Source organism: Streptomyces sp. CoH27, from assembly GCF_020181035.1.
In the GTDB taxonomy this organism is placed as follows: Bacteria; Actinomycetota; Actinomycetes; order Streptomycetales; family Streptomycetaceae; genus Streptomyces; species Streptomyces camelliae.
Window position 1 is genome coordinate 286,233 of sequence record NZ_JAIQYY010000009.1, and the last position, 19,106, is coordinate 305,338.

15 protein-coding genes and 1 pseudogene are annotated in these 19,106 nt (G+C 72.6%); 8 read left to right on the forward strand and 8 right to left on the reverse strand.

The annotated features are described in order from the left end of the window. Nucleotides 1–170: 170 nt before the first annotated feature. Nucleotides 171–386, reverse strand: coding sequence for a tautomerase family protein (locus tag LE548_RS17070; protein WP_225097788.1), 216 nt, complete (start codon nucleotides 384–386; stop codon nucleotides 171–173). Between the two features lie 78 nt (nucleotides 387–464). Continuing rightward, nucleotides 465–641, reverse strand: a pseudogene (locus tag LE548_RS17075) (3-ketoacyl-ACP reductase); the annotation flags it as partial. A gap of 165 nt (nucleotides 642–806) precedes the next feature. Between LE548_RS17075 and LE548_RS17080 the strand changes: the two are divergent. The 3 genes from LE548_RS17080 (at nucleotide 807) to LE548_RS17090 (ending at nucleotide 5,725) form a co-directional block, all read left to right on the forward strand. After that, entirely contained in the window at nucleotides 807–1,661 is an 855-nt protein-coding gene (locus tag LE548_RS17080; protein ID WP_225097704.1) for a helix-turn-helix transcriptional regulator, read from the forward strand. 161 nt (nucleotides 1,662–1,822) lie between these two features. Next, on the forward strand, nucleotides 1,823–2,980 hold the full coding sequence (locus tag LE548_RS17085) for a GNAT family N-acetyltransferase (protein WP_225097705.1): 1,158 nt from the start codon (nucleotides 1,823–1,825) through the stop codon (nucleotides 2,978–2,980). Nucleotides 2,981–3,085: 105 nt separating this feature from the next. Further along, nucleotides 3,086–5,725 carry a glycosyl hydrolase gene (locus LE548_RS17090; protein WP_225097789.1) on the forward strand — a complete coding sequence of 880 codons (2,640 nt, stop codon included), beginning with the start codon at nucleotides 3,086–3,088 and terminating at the stop codon, nucleotides 5,723–5,725. A 59-nt stretch (nucleotides 5,726–5,784) separates the two neighbouring features. Here LE548_RS17090 and LE548_RS17095 read toward each other — a convergent pair whose 3' ends face one another. From LE548_RS17095 to LE548_RS17115, 5 genes are all read right to left on the reverse strand, one after another. Next, nucleotides 5,785–6,546: an ABC transporter ATP-binding protein gene (locus LE548_RS17095; protein WP_225097706.1), complete on the reverse strand. Its 762-nt coding sequence runs from the start codon at nucleotides 6,544–6,546 to the stop codon at nucleotides 5,785–5,787. A gap of 4 nt (nucleotides 6,547–6,550) precedes the next feature. Continuing rightward, nucleotides 6,551–8,158, reverse strand: coding sequence for a benzoylformate decarboxylase (gene mdlC, locus LE548_RS17100; protein WP_225097707.1), 1,608 nt, complete (start codon nucleotides 8,156–8,158; stop codon nucleotides 6,551–6,553). An 11-nt stretch (nucleotides 8,159–8,169) separates the two neighbouring features. After that, entirely contained in the window at nucleotides 8,170–9,744 is a 1,575-nt protein-coding gene (locus LE548_RS17105; protein ID WP_225097708.1) for an ABC transporter permease, read from the reverse strand. Then, nucleotides 9,741–10,709: an ABC transporter substrate-binding protein gene (locus tag LE548_RS17110; protein ID WP_225097709.1), complete on the reverse strand. Its 969-nt coding sequence runs from the start codon at nucleotides 10,707–10,709 to the stop codon at nucleotides 9,741–9,743. The genes LE548_RS17105 and LE548_RS17110 overlap by 4 nt, the downstream gene beginning before the upstream one ends. 93 nt (nucleotides 10,710–10,802) lie before the next feature. Next, nucleotides 10,803–11,810: a Ppx/GppA family phosphatase gene (locus LE548_RS17115; RefSeq protein ID WP_225097710.1), complete on the reverse strand. Its 1,008-nt coding sequence runs from the start codon at nucleotides 11,808–11,810 to the stop codon at nucleotides 10,803–10,805. 296 nt (nucleotides 11,811–12,106) lie between these two features. Here LE548_RS17115 and LE548_RS17120 point away from each other — a divergent pair, with 296 nt between their 5' ends. From LE548_RS17120 to LE548_RS17140, 5 genes are all read left to right on the forward strand, one after another. Next, on the forward strand, nucleotides 12,107–13,288 hold the full coding sequence (locus LE548_RS17120) for an NAD(P)/FAD-dependent oxidoreductase (protein ID WP_225097711.1): 1,182 nt from the start codon (nucleotides 12,107–12,109) through the stop codon (nucleotides 13,286–13,288). A gap of 124 nt (nucleotides 13,289–13,412) precedes the next feature. Continuing rightward, nucleotides 13,413–15,197 carry an RICIN domain-containing protein gene (locus LE548_RS17125; protein WP_225097712.1) on the forward strand — a complete coding sequence of 595 codons (1,785 nt, stop codon included), beginning with the start codon at nucleotides 13,413–13,415 and terminating at the stop codon, nucleotides 15,195–15,197. 57 nt (nucleotides 15,198–15,254) lie between these two features. Beyond that, a complete protein-coding gene (locus LE548_RS17130; RefSeq protein ID WP_225097713.1) occupies nucleotides 15,255–16,076 on the forward strand; it encodes an inositol monophosphatase family protein in 822 nt (273 codons plus the stop codon). 52 nt (nucleotides 16,077–16,128) lie between these two features. Next, a complete protein-coding gene (locus tag LE548_RS17135) occupies nucleotides 16,129–17,481 on the forward strand; it encodes an FAD-binding protein (RefSeq protein WP_225097714.1) in 1,353 nt (450 codons plus the stop codon). Between the two features lie 101 nt (nucleotides 17,482–17,582). After that, nucleotides 17,583–17,822, forward strand: coding sequence for a chaplin (locus LE548_RS17140; RefSeq protein WP_225097715.1), 240 nt, complete (start codon nucleotides 17,583–17,585; stop codon nucleotides 17,820–17,822). A 52-nt stretch (nucleotides 17,823–17,874) separates the two neighbouring features. Here the strand turns inward: LE548_RS17140 and LE548_RS17145 are convergent, their stop codons facing one another. Continuing rightward, nucleotides 17,875–19,044 carry an acyltransferase gene (locus LE548_RS17145; protein ID WP_225097716.1) on the reverse strand — a complete coding sequence of 390 codons (1,170 nt, stop codon included), beginning with the start codon at nucleotides 19,042–19,044 and terminating at the stop codon, nucleotides 17,875–17,877. Between the last annotated feature and the right edge of the window lie 62 nt (nucleotides 19,045–19,106).

Here is a 19,106-nt window from a genome sequence, read left to right on the forward strand (position 1 = left end):
CGGAACGCGGGGCGGACATGACGAAGGCCGGCCCCCCCCGTGGACGGGGGGCCGGCCTGCGCGGCTGGTTCTTCGTGGGTCGTCTCGGACGGTGTTCTTCCGGAGCGCGATCTGGGTCTGCGTCGTCCGGCCGACCAGCCGGTCCCGGTCGTCGCGCAGATCGTCGCTCGTCAATCCAGTGCCGGCTCCCGGAGTCTGGCCAGGGTCAGCACGCCGCCCCCGATGCCCCAGCCGCCGTCGGCGACTTCCTCCACCAGGACCATCGTGGCGGCGCGGGCCCGCTCTCCGTAGATCTCGACGTACAGCTCGGTGACGCGGGTGACGATCAGCTCCTTCTGCTGCTCGTCCAGGCTTCCGGCGGGCACCTTGAAATTCGCGAACGGCATCGTGTCTCTCCTTGGTCGACGGTGTGTCAGAAGGAACTTCCGGTGGTGAGCAGGCCGTCGTCCGGTGGCGGCGGGGGTACCGGCGTACCCGACCACCACGGCACAGCCGTCGGCGGCGAGCCGGGCCACCGTCGTCCGGCCGATGCCGCGCGAGCCCCCGGTGACGACGGCGACCCGGGGCGACGAAGGGGCGGCGGTCGGGGAGGTCGACGTCCGAGGAGGTGGCGGTCGGGTCGTGGTCGCTACGGCGGACATGAGGACTCCCATGGCGGTGCGGTGTGCGGTCGGCCGCCGCCGGGGCGTGGCGCCCCGGCGGCCGGCTCCACTCTCGGCCGCCGTGCCCGGGGCAGCCACGGCTGCGCTCACCCTGGGGCCGGCAACCCCTGGATACGCGGGGCGGTGGGCACGACCATGGAGGGCGTGAACCACGCAGAGCTGGCCGCCTTCCTCAAGTCCCGGCGTGACCGGGTCCGCCCCGCCGACATCGGCCTGCCCGCGGGACCCCGCCGCCGGGTGCCGGGCCTGCGCCGCGAGGAGGTCGCCCAGCTGGCCGGACTGTCGGCCGACTACTACACGGAGCTGGAGCGCGGCCGGGGCGCCCAGCCCTCCGCGCAGGTCCTGGCCGCCCTCGCCCGTGCCCTGAGGCTGAGCGGCGACGAACGCGACCACCTCTTCCATCTCGCCGACCGCCCGCTGGCGCCCACCGCGAGCGGCCCCGCCACACTCGTCCAGCCCGCCCTGCTCGGCCTGCTGGACCGGCTGACCACGACCCCGGCCCAGGTCATCACCGATCTGCACGAGCCCCTCGCGCAGAACCCGCTCGCCGTGGCACTGCTCGGCGCGATGCCGACCGGACGCGGGCCCGAACGGGGTTTCGTGTACCGCTGGTTCACCGACCCCGCCGCCCGCGGCCTGTATCCGGCCGAGGACCACCCGCACCACTCCCGCGTCTTCACCGCCGACCTCCAGGCCGTCGCCGCCCGGCGCGCGAAGGACGCCGACGTGACCCGGATGGTGGCGGCACTGCGCCGGCGCAGCGCGGAGTTCGCCGAGCTGTGGGAACAGCGGGAGGTGGCCCTGCGCCGCACCGACCACAAGCGCATCGTCCACCCTTCGCTCGGCGTCATCGAGCTGGACTGCCACAACCTGTTCAGCGAGGACGGCCGCCAGCGGCTGCTGTGGTTCAGCGCCCCGCCCGGCACCGAGGGACACGCGCAGCTGGAACTGCTCTCGGTGATCGGCACGCAGGACCTGAGTGCCGGGGTGGACTCCTGACCGATGTCCGCAGACCCATGGCGGACCCTCCGTCGCCTGAGGCACCCTTGAGGGTGTGCGTACTGTTTCGCGCCGTTTGAGCAGTCGCACACGGTGGGGATGCAGTCATCGGTTACGAATGGCAGGACGCGCCCGGCGCGTCATGGGGGGAGCGGTCGCGCATGCGATCCATCAGCCGTGCTCCACGATCCGTCGTGGAGATCACCATCCACAGACCCGGCGAGCTGACGCCCGAGCTGCGGGCCGCCTGGCATCGCGCGATGGACGAGTCGCCCGAGTACGCCAATCCCTTTCTGGCACCGGAGTTCGCAGCCGGTGTCGGCCTCTTCCGGAGCGGGGCACGGGTGGCCGTGCTGCGCGAGGGCGGGATGCCGGCCGGCTTCTTCCCGTACGAACGCGGGCCGCTGGGCACGGGCCGAGCCATCGGGCTCGGACTGTCCGACTGCCAGGCCCTCGTGCACCGGCCCGGGGTCACCTGGAACGCGGAGGAACTGCTGCGCGCCTGCGGGCTCAGCATCTTCGAGTTCGACCATCTCGTCCAGGAGCAGCGCCCGTTCGCGCCACATGTCACCGGTACCTTCGCCTCTCCGGTGATCGATGTGAAACCCGGCGACGGCGGCTACCCGGAGTGGCTGCGGGCCACCTACCCGGGGCTGGCCAAGACGACGCTGAAGAAGGAGCGGCGGCTCGGCCGGGACATCGGCGAGGTGCGGTTCGAGTTCGACGAGCGCGACCCGGAGCTGCTGCGCACCCTGATGCACTGGAAGTCCGCGCAGTACCGCAGGACCGGCCGCATGGACCGCTTCTCCCGGCCCTGGATCGTGGGCCTTGTCGACCATCTCTTCCGCGTCCGCGAGGAGCACTTCACCGGCGTGCTGTCCGTGCTGTACGCGGGCGACCGGCCGGTGGCGGCCCACTTCGGACCCCGGTCGAGTACGGTGCTGGCGGCCTGGTTCACCGCGTACGACCCCGAACTCCACTACTACTCACCGGGGTTGATGATGCACCTGCGGACGGCCGAGGCGGCGGCCCGGGCCGGGGTGACCCTGGTCGACCTGGGGCGGGGCGACAAGGAGTACAAGGACTGGCTGAAGACCCGCGAGCTGCGGGTCGCCGAGGGCTTCGCCGCACGTGCCCATCCGGTGGCCCTGGCCCAGCGGCTGTGGCGCAGACCGGTGCGCGGGCTGCGCAACACGGTGCTGGCCCATCCCGGACTGCGGGACCCGGCCGATCAACTCCTCAAGGCGGTGGGCCGGTTCCGCACGGAGGGCGTTGCGGCCGCCCCGGTCCGGCGAAAGAATCGCGTGCCGGAACGGTAGTTACTGACAGGCGCTCGTCAAAATTTGGCCAAGCGGCGGACGTTTCCGTGTCCGCGTGATCGGGTCTCCTGCGTCGGCCGTGTCGATGCCCTCAGGAGGCCCATGGTGTCCGTACCCACCCACAGAAGACGGTGGTTCGCCCTCTGCGCGCTCACCGCGTCCGCCGCACTCGTGGCGATCCCCCCGTCCGCCGCCTCCGGGCGCTCGCCGAGTCCCTTCGGTGTCCGCGCCCTCGGCCACCTGGCCAAGGAGCGCGAGCAGTCGGTGGGTGCCATGAAGCCGCACGAGGCGGGGGACGGGGGCGGCGGCAACGAGGCGGACGAGATCGCCGAGGGCGCGGACCAGTACGCCGAGGCGCGCACCTCGCCCGGTGTCGTCGCTCCGGGCGCGTACGGCGCCGCCTGGCACGACCTCGCCAACCTCCGTGACACCGGCGGAAGTTGGCGCAATATCACCGACCTGCCGTACAACTCCGACGACCCGCGCTACCGCGACGTCGACTCCAACTCCAGCGGCGGATCCGGCAACGTCACCGGCCGGATGGCCGCGGTGGCCGCCGACGACGACGGCTATGTCTACGCGGGCAGCGCGGGCGGCGGCGTCTGGCGCTCGCGCACCGGAGGCGGCCACTGGCAGCCCATCAGCGACCGGCTGCCCGCACAGTCCACCGGCGCCCTCGCCCTCGACGGCACGGGCCGGCTCTGGCTGGGCACCGGCGAGGCCACCACCAACGCCGACGCCTACCTCGGCAGCGGCGTCTACGTCCTGGACCACCCCCACCACGGCACCTTCTCCCCGCGCCGCCGGGTCGGTGGTGACGAGCTGGAGAGCACCACCATCCACGAGCTGCGTTTCGGCGGGGACAAGGTCTGGGCAGCCACCAGCAAGGGCGTGTGGAGCCACTCCACCAAGGACCTGGACGGCCCCTGGAAGCTGGAGTACGCGCCCAACCCCGACTATCTGCCCGGCGGTTCGAAGGCGAACGACCCCTCCGCGCCGTACAAGAACATCGCCAACGACATCGCGATCGACCCCAAGGACCCGACCAAGGTCGTCCTCGCCGTCGGCTGGCGCAGCGGCGACGACTACAACGGCTTCTACACCCAGGTCAACGGCGCCTGGACCCGGATCAGCAGCGGCCTCGGTGATCTCCCGGCCGACGCGGGCAACGTCGGCAACGTCACCTTCGCCCGCTCCGCCGACGGCTCCCGCTACTACGCCATCGACCAGTCGCCGGAGCAGCTGAGCACCAACCCGGACAGTGGCCTGGAGGGCATCTACGTCTCGAAGTCCGGCTCCCCGGCCGGGCCCTGGACGAAGATCGCCGACTACAAGGGCCTGGCCGCCGACAACTCGGCGCTGACGACCGCCGGTTACATGCCGGGCGTGCAGGCCTGGTACAACCAGTTCCTCGCCGTGGACCCGAACGATCCGCAGCACGTGTACGCCGGCCTCGAAGAGGTCTACGAGACCAAGAACGGCGGCACCAGCTGGTCGACCGTCGGACCGTACTGGAACTTCCCCTTCTCCTGCTGGAGCATCGACCCCTCCCGGCAGACCGGCTCCTGCAGCCAGACCACCCACTCCGACCAGCACGGCGTCGCCATCGGCAGCTATCACGGCCAGAGCTTCGTGTACGTCGGCAACGACGGCGGCATCTACAAGCGCCCGGTCGACGGCGCCCAGGACGCCTCCGGCCACGCCACCGACTGGACCTCCCTCAACGACGGCACGATCGACACCCTCCAGTACTACTCGGTCGGCATCGGCAAGGACCTCGACCACGGCGGGCTGTCCGTCACCGGCGGCCTCCAGGACAACGGCCAGTCCATCCTGCGCGGCCACGACACCGTCATGGGCTCCAACTTCGGCGGTGACGGCGGCGACACGCTCACCGATCCCGCCAACGGGTGCGACATCGCCCAGGAGTACGTCTACCTCGCCGTCCAGGTCACCCAGAACTGCGCCGTGAACAACGGCAGTTGGTCCACCGATGCAACGAAGGCCACCTCGTACTCGGTCGCCCCGGCCGACAACGCCACCAGCGAGGCCCGCTTCATCGCCCCGCTCGCGGCCGACCTGAAGGACGGCAACACCTGGATCGCCGGCGGCCGCCACATCTGGGTCCAGACCCACGGCTACGCCATCCGCAGCGGCTCCGAGTGGACCAGCGTCCACGACCTCGGCGCCGGCCGGGCCGCCACCGCCGTCGCCGCCTCCGGGGGCAAGATCTACGCCGCCTGGTGCGGCCCCTGCAACAACCAGGGCTTCGCCCGGGGCATCGCCGTGGGCAACGCGGACGGCACCGGCTGGCACGACATCAGCCTGCCCGTCGACGGGACCGTGCCCAACCGGTACCTCAGCGGCTTCGCCGTCGACCCGCACAACGCCGACCACGTGTTCCTCGCCGTCAACGGCTTCTCCCGGCACTGGACCGAGGGACCGGGCGCCGGTGTCGGCCATGTCTTCGAGTCCACCGACGGCGGCACGACCTGGAAGGACATCTCGGCCGACCTGCCCGACGTGCCCACCAACTCCGTGCTGCTGACGCCGGACGGCGGCCTCGCCGTCGCGACCGACCTGGGCGTGGTCTACCGCGCACCGGGCCGCACCACCTGGCAGCGGATCGGCAGCCTGCCCGCCGTCGCCGTCCTCCAGCTCAGGACGAGCCCGGACGGCAGCACGCTGTACGCCGCCACGCACGGCCGCGGGATCTACACCGTGAAGCTGTGCGACCTGCGCTGAGCCTTCGGTGAACGGGAAGGGGTGATCCCGTGGGCCCATGTTCCTCGTGGGCCCGGGGGTCACCCCTTCGGCGCATCGCCCCGGACCGCCCGCCCCACCTCCGTGCGCAGCGCGACGAACGCCGGCAGGCTCCGTGTCCCGATCTGGTCGCGATCGGCCGGCAGGGCGATCGGCAGGTCCCGTACGACACGGGAGCCGGGGCCGGGGGAGAGGACGACGACACGGTCACCGACGTACACGCTCTCGTCGATGTCGTGCGTGACGAACACGATGGTCGTGCCGTCGGCCCGGTGCACCTCCAGCAGCAGATCCTCCAGATCCTCGCGGGTGCGGGCGTCGAGGGAGCCGAACGGCTCGTCCATGAGCAGCAGCGAGGGCCGACAGACCAGGGCGCGGGCGATGGCGACGCGCTGCTGCATCCCGCCCGACAGCTCGGGAGGGCGGCGCCGCCCGGCCCCGGCGAGGCCCACGCGGTCGAGGATCTCCTCGGCGGCGGCCCGGCGCGCGGCCCGGCCGAGACCGAGGCGGCGCAGCGGCAGCGCCACGTTGTCGCGGACGGTGAGCCAGGGCAGCAGCGAGCGGCCGTACTCCTGGAAGACGACCGCGAGCCGGCCGGGGACCCCGGTCACCGGGGTGCCGTCGACCGTGACCGTGCCCTCCTGCGCGGGCAGCAGCCCGGCGACGGTGCGCAGCAGGGTGGACTTGCCACAGCCGGACGGCCCGACGACACACAGGAGTTGGCCGTCGGGCACGGTGAGGCTGATGCCGTCCAGGACGTGCTGGTCGCCGAAGTGCCGGCTGACGGAGTCGAGGCGCAGCATCCCCTCACCCGGCCCACGGCTCGTACAAGGTGCCCGTGCTCCCGCTGACCCGCACGTGCAGCAGGAAGGGGCCCGCGTCGTCGCCCCGGCCCAGGGCGTGGTCCAGGGCGGCCGGCAGTTCGCGGGGGTCCTCGGCGCGGGCGGCCGGGCAGCCGAAGGACTCCGCGAGGGACGCGAAGTCGACGCCGGTGATGTCCGTGCCGGGGACGGGTGCGACGCCGATGCGGCGGCCGAGCGCGCGGACGGCCGCGTACCCGCCGTTGTCCAGCAGGACGTACGTGACCGGGACCGCGTGCCGGGCCGCGCTCCACAGCGCTTGCACCGAGTACAGCGCCGAGCCGTCGCCGACCACGCACACCACCCGGCGCCGGTCGGCGAGGGCCCGGCCGACCGCGAGCGGCAGACCCCAGCCGAGCGCGCCGCTGCCGGTGGTGAGAAAGCCGCCGCCGGCGTCGACGGGCACGCGCGCGTGCAGCGCGTCCCGGTGGCTGGGCGCCTCCTCGACGAGCACCCGGTCGCGCGGGAGCCGGGCCCGCAGCAGGTCGAAGAAGAACTCCGGGGTGATGTGCGCCGCGGCGCCGGCAGGGGCGGGGTCCGGCCGGGGTGGCGGGGGTTCCCGGTCGGACGTCTTCAGCAGTTCCGCGAGCCGGGTCAGGGCGGGGCGCAGGGTGGTGACGATGCTGGTGCCGACGGGCAGCCAGGCGGCCTGGACGGCGTCGCAGTCCAGGTGGAACAGCTCGGTGCCGGGCGCGAGCGGCGGGCCGTCGTCCGGCACGTGATAGGTGAACACCGGTGTGCCGAGGGCGACCACCACGTCGTACGGGGCCAGGCGCGCGGCCAGTGGGCGGGCGACCGGCGGGAGAAAGCCCTGGAACAGCGGATGCGACTCCGGGAACCCGGAGCGGCCGGAGAGCGGGCTGATCCACACCCCCGCCCGGAGCCGCTCGGCCAGCGCCCGGACCTCCTCCAGCGCGTCCTCGTCGTCCACCCCCGGGCCGACCACCAGCGCCGGGCGGGCGCAGGAGTCCAGCCGGGCGGCGAGCGCGGCGAGGGCGTCCGGGGCGGCCGTGAACGCCGTGTGCACGGTGCGGGGCGGGACGGGCTCGGCGGGCCGGTCCCAGTCGTCCTCGGGCACGGACACGAACACCGGTCCGCGCGGGTGGGTCATCGCGGTCCGGTACGCCTCGGCCAGCACGGCCGGCACGTCCTCGGCCCGCTCCGGCTGACGGGCGGACTTCACGTACGGGCGCGGGAAGAGGGCCGGTTCGTCGGCACCCAGGAACGGCCGCACCTGGATCAGCGACCGCGCCTGCTGACCCGCCACGATCACCAGCGGCACCCGATCCCGATAGGCGTTGAACACCGCGCCCAGCGCGTGCCCCACCCCGCCGGCCGAGTGCAGACTGACGAACGCTGCCTGCCGGGTGCCCAACGCATGTCCGGCCGCCATGGCGACGGCGATGGACTCCTGGAGGCCGAGCACATAGGTGAAGTCGTCCGGCCAGTCACGGAACATCCGCAGTTCCGTGGAGCCCGGATTGCCGAAGACACAGGTCATGCCGGTGTCCCGCAGGAACCGTACGACCGCCTCGCGGACCGTGGTCCTCGTCATGCCGTCCTCCCTCATGTCCTCGGGCCGACGAGCCGTCTCTCGACCGCCAGCAGACCGCTGTTGAGGAGAAAGCCGAGCGCACCGAGCAGCAGCAGCGCCGCCCACACGGTGAGCAGGTCGGAGCGGGTCTGGGCGTCGGTGAGGGTGAAGCCGATGCCGTCGGCGCTGCCCGGCAGCAGCTCCGAGAACACCATCAGGATCAGGGACAGCGACAGACTGAGCCGCAGCCCCGCGAAGATCCGGGGCAGCGCCGAGGGCAGGATCAGGAACCACAGCCGCTCCGGTGCCGTCAGCCCCAGCACCGACGCCACCTCCAGCCGCAGCGGATCGGTGGCGCGGGCGCCCTCGGCCGAGTTGATCAGCACCGGCCAGACGGCACTGAACGCGATCGACGCCACCTGCATCGGCGTACCGAAGTCGAAGACGACGACGAACACCGGCACCAGCGCGGGCGGCGGCACGGCCCGCGCGAACTGCAGCACCGGATCGCACAGCGCGTACGCCCGCCGTGAGCGGCCCACCGCGACCCCGAGGGCGATCCCGGCCAGGGCGGCGAGCGCGAACCCGGCCGCCATCCGGCCGAGGCTGGGCAGGATCGTGTCGTCGGCGGCCGGGGTGAGGAACAGACGCCGGGCCGGCCCCGAGAACCACAGGTCACGGGCGTGCCGGACGATCCGCAACGGCGGCGGGAAATAGACACTGTGCCGCGCGCGGGCCGCCACCTGCCAGCAGCCGACGGCGCCGAGCAGCACCGACCAGCGCAGCAGGAAGGGGACGGCGGTCCTCCGGGTGCCCTCCTGCGTGAACTGCCCTTCCGGGCCACGCCGTTCCCGCGCCCAGGCGAACAACCGCCGTTCCGCGGCCACGAGTACGCCGTTGACGACGAGGCCGAGACAGCCGGCCCACACCACCCCGGCCAGCACGTCCCGGGTGCCGTCCGTGGCGGTCTCGGCCTGGGCGATGAAGATGCCGAGGCCCTGCCCGAAACCGGAGAGGATCTCGGTGGCGACGGCCAGGATCAGGGCGACCCCGGCGGAGATCCGTACGCCCGCGGCGATGAACGGGGCGGTGCCCGGCAGCTCCACCCGCCACAGCACCGCGAGCCGGCCGAAGCCGAAGGCACGCAGGGTGTCCTTGGCCGACGGATCGGTCTCGCCGAGGCCGTAGACGGTGTTGAACAGCACCGGCCAGAGCGAGGCGTACGCGATCAGCGTCACCTCGGTCTGCGTGCCCGACCCGAGCAGCAGCGACACCAGCGGGATCAGCGCGACCGAGGGCAACGGCCGCAGGAACTCCACGACCGCGCGTACGGCGCCCTCCACCACCGGCACCGCGCCCAGCAGCAGCCCCAGCGGCACGGCGATCGCACAGGCGAGGCCCAGCCCCAGCGCCCACGCCCGCAGGGTCACCCCGATCCCGTCGAGGAAGGCCCGGTCGCCCGCCAGCTCCACGGCGCGGGCGAGGACGTCGGAGGCGGGTGGCAGATAGCTGCGCCGTACGATCCCGGCCCGGGAGAGCGCCTCACACACCCCGAAGGCGGCCGCAGCACCGACCAGGCCGAACAGCCGGTCCTGACGTCGCGTCATGTGGCCAGAAGCGGTGCCGGATCGACGTCCTTCGTCAACAACCCCTGCTGACGCATGAGGTGGATGAGCCGGCGCAGCCCGGACGGATCGGCGGTCGCCGGATAGACGGGCAGATGGAGCGACGTGGCCTGGTCCGCGGTCACCTTGGTGTACCTCGGCAGCTCGGTGCGCACCGCGCCCGGATCGTCGGTGGCGAGCTGCGAGGCCGCTTCGATCGCCCGCCGGAAGCCCGCGGCGGCCTTCGGGTTCTTCCGCACGAAGTCCCGCGTGGTGACGTACCCGCTGGCGGGCAGGCCCCGTGCCGGCCCCGAGCCGCCGTCCAGCAGCACCCGCGCGCCCAACTCGCCCTGGATCGCGGAGTCGAAGGGCTCGACCGCGTGGACGGCGTCCACCTGGCCCTTCTCCAGTGCCGGGCCCATCTGCGGGAACAGGATCTGCCGGTAGACGGGCCGTCCGGCGCCCTGGGCGTCGAGGATCGCGTTCAGGGTGAGGGACTGGATGTTGTTGAGGACGGCGACGGCGACCTTCCTGCCCGCCAGGTCCCTGGGCGACGAAAGGCCTGAGTCCTTGGGTACGAGGACGTCCATCATGTGCGGGGCGATCCGGACGCCCTCGGCGAGGATGCGCAGGTCCAGGGTGCCCTTCTCGTACGCCTGGAGATAGGTGACGTAGTTCGCGCTCGCGATCACGTCCACCTGGCCCTTGAGCAGTGCGGGCAGCGCCTGGATGCTCTGCTGCACGGGCTGGATGCGCACGTCCAGGCCCTCTTCGGCGAACAGCCCCCGGTCCCGCGCGAGATAGAGGGCGGCCGAGTCGGTGAGCGGCAGCGCCGCCACGGTCAGTCGCTGGCGCCCGTCCCCGGAGCGGGATGTGCCGCCGCTCCCGCAGCCCGCCAGGATCAGCGCCGCCGCGGCAACGAGGGCCGCCAGCCGAGTCGTTCCCGATCGCGATCGACGTGATGACATACGGGCATGCGTACCCACGATTTGTCAAGATCGCTATAGATGGGGCGATTTTCGGGCGCGCCGGGCGCCGCCGAGGACGTGTGCGAGCCCCGGCTACGCCGACGGTCCCGCGATGCGCAGGGTCGTCCCCGTGGCCGGCCCCGCAGCCTCCGCGCGCCCGGTGACCTCCGTCCACCAGTCGGCGCCGTCCTCCAGGTAGCGCAGCAGCACGCCCTCGCGGATCGCCCAGGGCAGGACGACGACCCGGCGCAGCCCCATGAGCTTCAGTGCCGTGTGCCCCACGACCGCCCCGGCCAGGCTCTGCTCGGCGCGCGGCGCGGAGATGCCCGGCAGCAGGGCACGCTCGGCGCAGGGCAGCGCGGCGAGCCTGCGCACCGCCTCGCCGAGGTCCTCGCAGCGCATCTCCCGCCGCACGAACGGGCCGTAGCGTCCGGGCGCCGCCCCGCACAGCCGGGCCAGCTGCTGGAACGTACGGGAGCTCACGGCGGCCGTGCGCGGCGCCTCCCAGCGGATCCGCGCGGCCACGTCCCGCAGATCGTGCCGGATCCGGCGCCGCAGCTCCTTCAGCTCTTCCGGTCCCGGCGGATCCTGCAGCCCGAGATGCTCCTGGGTCAGCCGCCGGGCGCCGAGCGGGAGGGAGGCGGCGAAGTCGGGCAGGCGGCCCCGGCCGAAGGCCGCCTCCAGGGAGCCGCCGCCGATGTCCAGCACCGCCAGGGGGCCCGCGTGCCAGCCGAGCCAGCGCCGTGCCGCGAGGAAGGTCAGCTCGGCCTCCGTCTCCCCGGGCAGGGTGCACATCCGGATCCCGGTCCCGGCGGCCACCCGCCGCAGCACCTCCTGCCGGTTCGGGGCGCCGCGCACCACCGCGGTCGCGAAGGCCAGCGGCCCCGTCGCATGCCAGCGCCGGGCGGTCGCCCCCGCCGCGGCCACCGCCTGCACCAGGGACTCCACCGCCTCGTCGGCGATGGCGCCGTCCGGACCGACGTGTTCGGACAGGCGCAGCTTCCACTTCACGGTGTGCACCGGCAGCGGAACACCCCCCTCCACATCCGCGATCACCAGTCGGACCGTGTTCGACCCCGCATCCACCACGCTCAACCGCATGGCCGGGACGTACCCAATTCCCCGTCAAAAACCCGTCATCACGGGGGCGCACCCGGGCACCGTGTGTGCACAGCGCCTCACGACGTGCCACGCGGATGCGACGCGCGGCGGCGGAGGTGCGACGCGCACGCGGCGGAGCGGCAGGCCCGATGCACCGCATTCACCGGCGCGGAGATCGCCGACGCGCCCCTCCGTCTCATCACCCCGAGCCTGTCCGGATCTCAGCCGTTCCCGCCCCCGCCGCACCGGCTCTGCCCTTAGATGGTGACCACCACTGTCGGCACGGGGAGCGGCACTTGAGCGGGACGGATGTGACGAAGGTACTGGTCATCGGGGGCGGAATCGCGGGGACCGCGGCCGCGCTCGGGCTGTGCAAGGCGGGGTACGACGTCACCGTGTACGAGGCACACCCCGACACGGCGGCGGACATCGGCGCGTTTCTGACCCTGGCGACCAACGGCATGCACGCCCTGGCGCAGCTCGACGCCACGGACGCGGTGACGGCCATCGGCTTTCCGCTGACGTCGCTGCGGCTGCTGGACAGCCAGGGCATCGAGCAGGCGCACGCGCCGCTCGGTGAGGTGGCCGACCCCGACATGCACTACCGCTGCCTGCGCCGCGGCGAGCTGAACACGGCCCTGCAGCGGGAGGCGGCCCGGCGCGGTGTCCCGCTGCGCCACGGCGTGCGCCTGACCGGTGTGACCGAGGGCTCGGACGGCGTCACCGCGCACTTCTCCGACGGGACCACGGCCGAGGCGGATCTCCTAGTCGGCGCCGACGGGCTCAACTCCACGGTGCGCGAGATTCTCACCCCCGGGGTCCGGCCCGGATACTCGGGGCAGCGAATCTTCTACGGCTACACCGGCAGCGCTGCCGTCGCGGACCCGACCGGCGCCATCACCTTCGTCCGGGGCAGTGAGACCACGTTCGGGTACGCGGTGTCACCGGCGGGGGAGACGTACTGGTTCGCCCGGGTGAACACGGACGCGCTGCCCGCCGACGGAACCGCGCACGAGGTCGCCTGGCGCGAGGAACTGCTGCCGCTGCTGCGCAAGGACTCCTCACCGGCCGCCGGCATCGCCGCCGCCTCCGCCGGCTCCGTCCTGGTCACCAACGCCACCGAACTGCCGCTCGGCGTCGTATGGCACACCGGACGCGTGCTGCTCGTCGGCGACGCGGCCCACGCCGCCTCCCCGGCGACCGGCCAGGGTGCCTCGATGGCACTGGAGGACGCCGTCGTGCTCGCCAAGGCGCTGCGCGATCTGCCCGGCCTGCCCGCCGCGTTCGCCGCCTACGAGGCGCACCGCCGCCCGCGCGTGGAGCACAACATCACCGTCAGCGGCGGCATTTCGCGCGCCGGACACAACCAGGCCCGCCCGGGCCCGGTCGTGGCACGACCCGCCGACCCGGACGCGGCGCTGCTGCGCCAACTGGCCTGGGACAGCCCGCTGTCCGCCACCCCGTCCGAGGAGCCCTGAGCGGTACCACCGGACGGTCACGCTCGCGAAAGTGCAAGAGGCGGAGCACTGGAGTCCATTGCCGGGGAAACCGCCGGGGCCGGATCGTTCCGTGCAACCGGCCCTTCGGCAACAAGGAGCACAGTTGCGACTCTTGAACAGAGCGGGCGGCGCCGTCGCCGCGGCCGTCGCCCTGGTCCTGGGCGGCGGCCTCGCATCCCCGGCGACGGCCGCCGCGCCCGCCGACGCGACCTACAGCGTGACCGTGGGGACCCCGGTGCCCTTCACCCACCCCACGGACACCCCCGCCACCCCTTACCTGGACCGGGACGGCACCTTCCACTACCAGCAGTCCGCCGCCCTGTACGGCGCCAAGGACCCGCGCACCTGGGACTTCTACACCGGCAAGAACTTCGACTCCGCGAACTTCGACAACACCCTGAGCAAGGCGGTGAACCCGGCCAACCCCGCCGACCGCAACGACGACACGACCTGGCGCTGCAACAACAGCCCCACCGGCCGGGAGGCGACCTACGCGCCGAGCGGTTCCGGCTACGCCCAGAAGAACTACTGCGACCTGTCCGGGATGTGGGTCGACCCCGACACCGGTGACTGGTACGGCCTGGTGCACAACGAGTTCACCCCACAGCCCTTCGGCGACGGACTGCACTTCGACGCCATCGACTACGCCGTCTCGACCGACCGCGGCCACACCTGGACCGTCAAGGACCATGTGATCACGTCCCCGTACAGCACCGAGCGCGGCGACACGACGGCCTTCCCGAACCAGACGTACTCCTACGGCGACGGCGACCAGCGCCTCTTCGCCGACACCGCCTCCGGCTGGTTCTACGTCTATTACGGCTCCCGGATCATCGACAAGAGCGGCGGCTGGAAGGCGTTCTACGAGCATGTCGCCCGCGCCCCGATCGCCGCCAAGATGGCTCCTGGCTCCTGGCAGAAGTGGTACGACGGCGTCTGGTCCCAGCCGGGCATCGGCGGCAAGGAGAGCGACATCGTCCCCGTGGACGCCGGGCACCCCACCGGGTACACACCCGCCTCCGCCGAGTACGACCCCGCCCACACCGGCGCCGCCGTCCAGCAGATCGCGGCCGGCACGATGCCCCCGACCTCGCCGCTGTTCGTCATGAACATCACCTACGACGCCTATCTCGGCCTCTACATCGGCACACCGCAGGCCGTCGACCAGAGCGGCACCTCACCGCAGTACCTCTACGCCACGGACGATCTGACCACGCAGAAGTGGCACCTCATCGGGGACACCGGCAGTTACACCAACGCCTCCTGGTACCGCTGGTTCCTCGACCGCGCCAACCGCACCAGCTCCACGATCGTCGGCAGGACCTTCCGCTCCTACTGCTCCTTCGGCTGCTCGCACGACGCCTCCGGAGAGTACGTGGACATCACCGTCGACTCCGCCAGGCCCGCGGCCCCCATGGACACGAGCCGCCGCTACCGCATCGCCAACGGCACGGGCCGGCTCCTCGCCCAGGTGACCGGCGGCTCCGCGACCACCTCGCTGGCCCGGCCCGCCGCATCTGGCCGCGACACCTGGGTCTTCACACCGACCGGCGACGGCGCCTTCACCATCGCCAATGCGGTGAGCGGACGGCTGCTCGGCGTCGACTCCGGCTCCACGGCAGGCCGTGCCTGGGGCGCCCGGCCCACCGTCACCAGGGCACCTACCGGCCGGTCGGCCGTCGGACAGCAGTGGTTCGTGATCGCGAACGCCGGCGGCCACGGCTACCGCCTGGTCAACCGCTACAGCGGCCTCGTGCTCGGCCTCTCCGGCACGGTCGGCCGCTTCGCCGAGACAACGCCGGTGCGCACGTGGACGGACGGTGGCGGGAGTGCCGTGGGCGGGGGCCGCAGCGCTGGGGAACAGACGCTGTCTCTCAGCGCTGCCTGAACCTCCGAGGCACACAAACCCTCAAGGCACCACGGGACTTCTGGCTATCCTGCGCCCATGTCGATCATCAACGGGGAATCCGGCAAGGGATCCGACGCCCGCTTGGCGCTGACCGCGGCCCAGGCGGGCGCCGCCGTGGTCCGTGACCTCTACGGCGGCCGGCTCGCGCGCTACGACAAGTCCGCCGGCGACTTCGCGACCGAGGCGGACCTGGCCGCCGAGCGGGCCATCCTGGACGTGCTGCGTGCCGCCCGCCCCGACGATGCCGTGACCGGCGAGGAGAGCGGACGCTCCGGTGCCGCCGACGCCCGGCGCCGCTGGCTCGTCGACCCGCTGTGCGGCACCCTCAACTACGCCGTGCGGACCATGCTCGCCGGCGTGAACGTCGCCCTGCGGGAGGACGCGCGGGTCACGGCCGCCGCCACGGCCGACCCGTTCAGCGGCGAGGTGTTCTGGACCGACGGGGACGCGGCCTGGGTGCGCTCGGCCGACGGCACCGACGAACAGCTGATGCCGACGGCCGGTTCCGCCCTGGTCGACATCAACCTCGACCCCCCGTTCCCCCACGCGCCCGGCTTCCGGGCCGTCGGCCTCCTGGCCGACCCGGGCTTCGCGGAGCGGTTCCGGCCCCGGGTGATCTCCAGCACCCTCGCCGTGGCCTGGGTTGCCGCCGGCCGCCGGGCCGCCTACGTCACCGACGGCGACCTGCGCGACAGCGTGCACTTCGCGGCCGGCATCGCGCTGTGCCGGGCGGCGGGCTGCATGGTGACCGGCCTGTACGGCGAGCCCGTGCTCAGCGGCGCGGGCGGGCTGATCGCGGCCGCCGACCCGGAGACCCACGCCGCGCTGCTGGAACTGGTCAAGCATCAGACGCCGTAGGGGAGTTGATGGCCGTCTCGACGTGCGCCCCGCCGTCTGATGTGATTCCGGCATGACGACGGCCCACGACCTCGCCGCACACCTCGGTCCGGCCCTGGACACCCGCCCGGACGCCCTCCACGACATCACGGAGGACTTCGGGCACCTCGTCCGGGCTGTGCCGCGCGCCGTACTGCGCCCACGGTCCGTCGCCGACATCCAGCGCCTGCTGGAGTACGCCGGGCCCCGGGGCATCCCGGTGAGCGTGCACGGCGGCGGACACTCGATGTACGGCCAGGGGCAGGCGGACGGCGGGATCGTCGTGGACCTGCGCGGGATGCGGCCGGTCGGGCCCGTGACGGACAGTCAAGTAACTGTATCCGCAGGCGCGTTGTGGCGGGACGTGCTCGCCGCCACCCTGCCGCACGGACTGACACCGCCCGTCCTCACCGACTACCTGGGCGCGAGCGTCGGCGGCGTGCTGTCGGCGGGCGGGCTCGGCGGCGCCGGCCACCGGCACGGCCTGGTCGCGGACCAGGTCCTGGAGCTGGAGGTGGTGACCGGCGCCGGCGAGCACCGCTTCTGCTCGCCCGACCGGGCCCCGGAGCTCTTCCACACCGTGCTCGCCGGGCTCGGCCAGTGCGCCGTGATCGTCTCCGCCACCCTGCGACTGGTCCCCGCACCCGCCCGGGTCCGCCGCTACTGCCTCTCCTACACCGACCTCACCCGTTTCCTGGCCGACCAGCGGATGCTCGCAGAGGAAGGGCGCTTCGCCCATCTGGAGGGCCAGGCCCGCCCGGCCGACGACGGCCGGCCGTACCTGATCGAGGCCGTGGCCCCGCACACCGGCCAACTCCCGCCGGATGACGCCCGCATGCTCACCGGCCTCGCCCACGACCCCACCGCCATGGAGACCGCCGACCTCAGCTACGCCGAGTTCGCACACCGCGTGGACACGGACGAAGAGGTCCTCACGGAGACGGGGGAGTGGCTGCACCCGCACCCGTGGCTCAACCTGCTCCTCCCGCACGACCGCGCCGAGCCCCTCGTCCGCGCCGTACTCGCCGACCCGGCCTTCGACGATCTGCGCGAGACCGGTCTCGTCCTGCTGTACCCGCTCCTGTCCGCCCGGCTCCGCGCCCCTCTCTTCCAGCGCCCGCCCGGCGACGTCCTGTATCTGTTCGCCCTGCTGCGCACGGCGCCGCCCGGCAGCCCGGAGACGGCCGCGGCGATGGTGGCCGCCAACCGCAAGGTCTATGAACTCGCCCGATCCCAGGGCGCCGTCGCCTACCCGGTCAACGCCCTGCCCATGTCGGACACCGACTGGCGGGCCCACTACGGCAGCCGCTGGCAGGCTCTCGCGGACGCCAAACGGCGCCACGACCCGTACCTGGTCCTGGCACGGGGACACGGCCTGCGGTTCTGAAGGGGACCCGTGCGGGCCCACGAACGGCGTACGTGAAGAGGCGGACGGCGCGGGGCGCGGGTGTGATGGATACGCCCCAACGTCAACCAGTGAGGCAGATCATGCGTCTTCGCAGTTTCGCCACAACGGCCGTGCTCGCGGGTGTCCTCGCCACGGGAGGCTCGGCGACCGCCTTCGCCGCCGACCCCAACCCCGTCGGTGTGGCCGGCAACAGCCCGGGCGTCGTCTCGGGCAATGTCATCCAGATTCCGGTCGATGTCGACGCCAACGTCTGCGGCAACAGCATCAACCTCGTCGGCCTGCTGAACCCGGCCGCCGGGAACGTGTGCGTCAACGAGTGACGCCCGCCGTGGGGCGGCTCCCGCACCGGGTCGGGAGCCTCCCCACGGCTGCTCAGTCTCTCGTCGCGGCCTGGGCCTCGCGATGGGCGGCCGCCGTGGCGGCCGGGCGGCGCCGGCGGAGCAGCAGACGTCTCGCCGGGAGCTCCACCTTCTCGTAGAGCAGCCAGGACAGGGCGAGCGAGAGAGCGAACACGGTCGCGGTCACGGCCGTCCCCGCCAGGCCACCGAAGTGCGGCTTGATGCCGAGCAGGTGCGTCCCCGCGCGCAGCACCAGCAGATGGACCATGTAGAAGGCGAAGGACAGCTCTCCGAGCCGTACCATCCGCCGGCCGCGCCACATCGACGGCAGCCCCTTCAGGTCCGCGTTCGCCGCCGCCGGGATCAGCAGGGTGAAGCCGAGGATCGTGCACATGGTCGCGGAGTAGCCGAGCGGGGCCTGCGGAACCAGGAAATAGCCGATGATCGCCAGGGCGAGCGAGGCCTCCAGGCCGGGTCCGCGCCAGCGGCCGAGCAGGACCAGCCGCGCGGTGACCGCGCCGAGGACGAACTCGGGCAGCCGGGCAGCTGGGAACGAGTACAGGGCGTACGTCCACCAGTGCTGGGAGTCCGCCCGCGAGATCACCACGATCGCCGCCAGCGACAGCCCGCCCAGTGCGACCGATCCGCGCACGCCGAGCCTGCGCAGCAGCAGGATCAGCAGCGGGAAGGACGCGTAGAAGAAGGCCTCGCAGGCCAGGGACCAGCTCACCGGGTTGAGCGTCTGCCACCAGGGCCGCCACCAGGAATGCAGCAGCAGCACATTGGCCACCGCCTGCGTCGGCGTCGGCTGTGCGTTGCGCTCCAGCGTGAGCGCCAGCAGGAACGCGAGGCCGACGGTCACCAGGTGCAGCGGATAGATTCTGGCGATGCGGCGCCGCCAGAAGCCGAGCGCCCGGTCGTGGGGTCTCGCCGACCAGGTCAGTACAAAGCCGGACAACACGAAGAAGAACGACACTCCGACTGCACCGGAGCTGAAGCCCCAGTACACCAGGCGGCCGGCGGTGCCGTCGAAGTAACCGAAGTTGTTCACGTGCAGTCCGAACACCAGCAGCGCCGCCATCCACCGCAGTCCGGTCAGGGACGGCAGTGAGGTGTTGGCGGCGCGCGGGGAGTCCCTGGCGGTCGCTTCGCCGTCAGGGGTGTGCGGCGTCGTCCGGAGCGTCCGGGTCGTCGCCGTGGTCATCGAATCACCTGCCGCAGAGGATTGGCGTGGGGCATGAAGGGGAACGTTGCCCGTTCACCTCC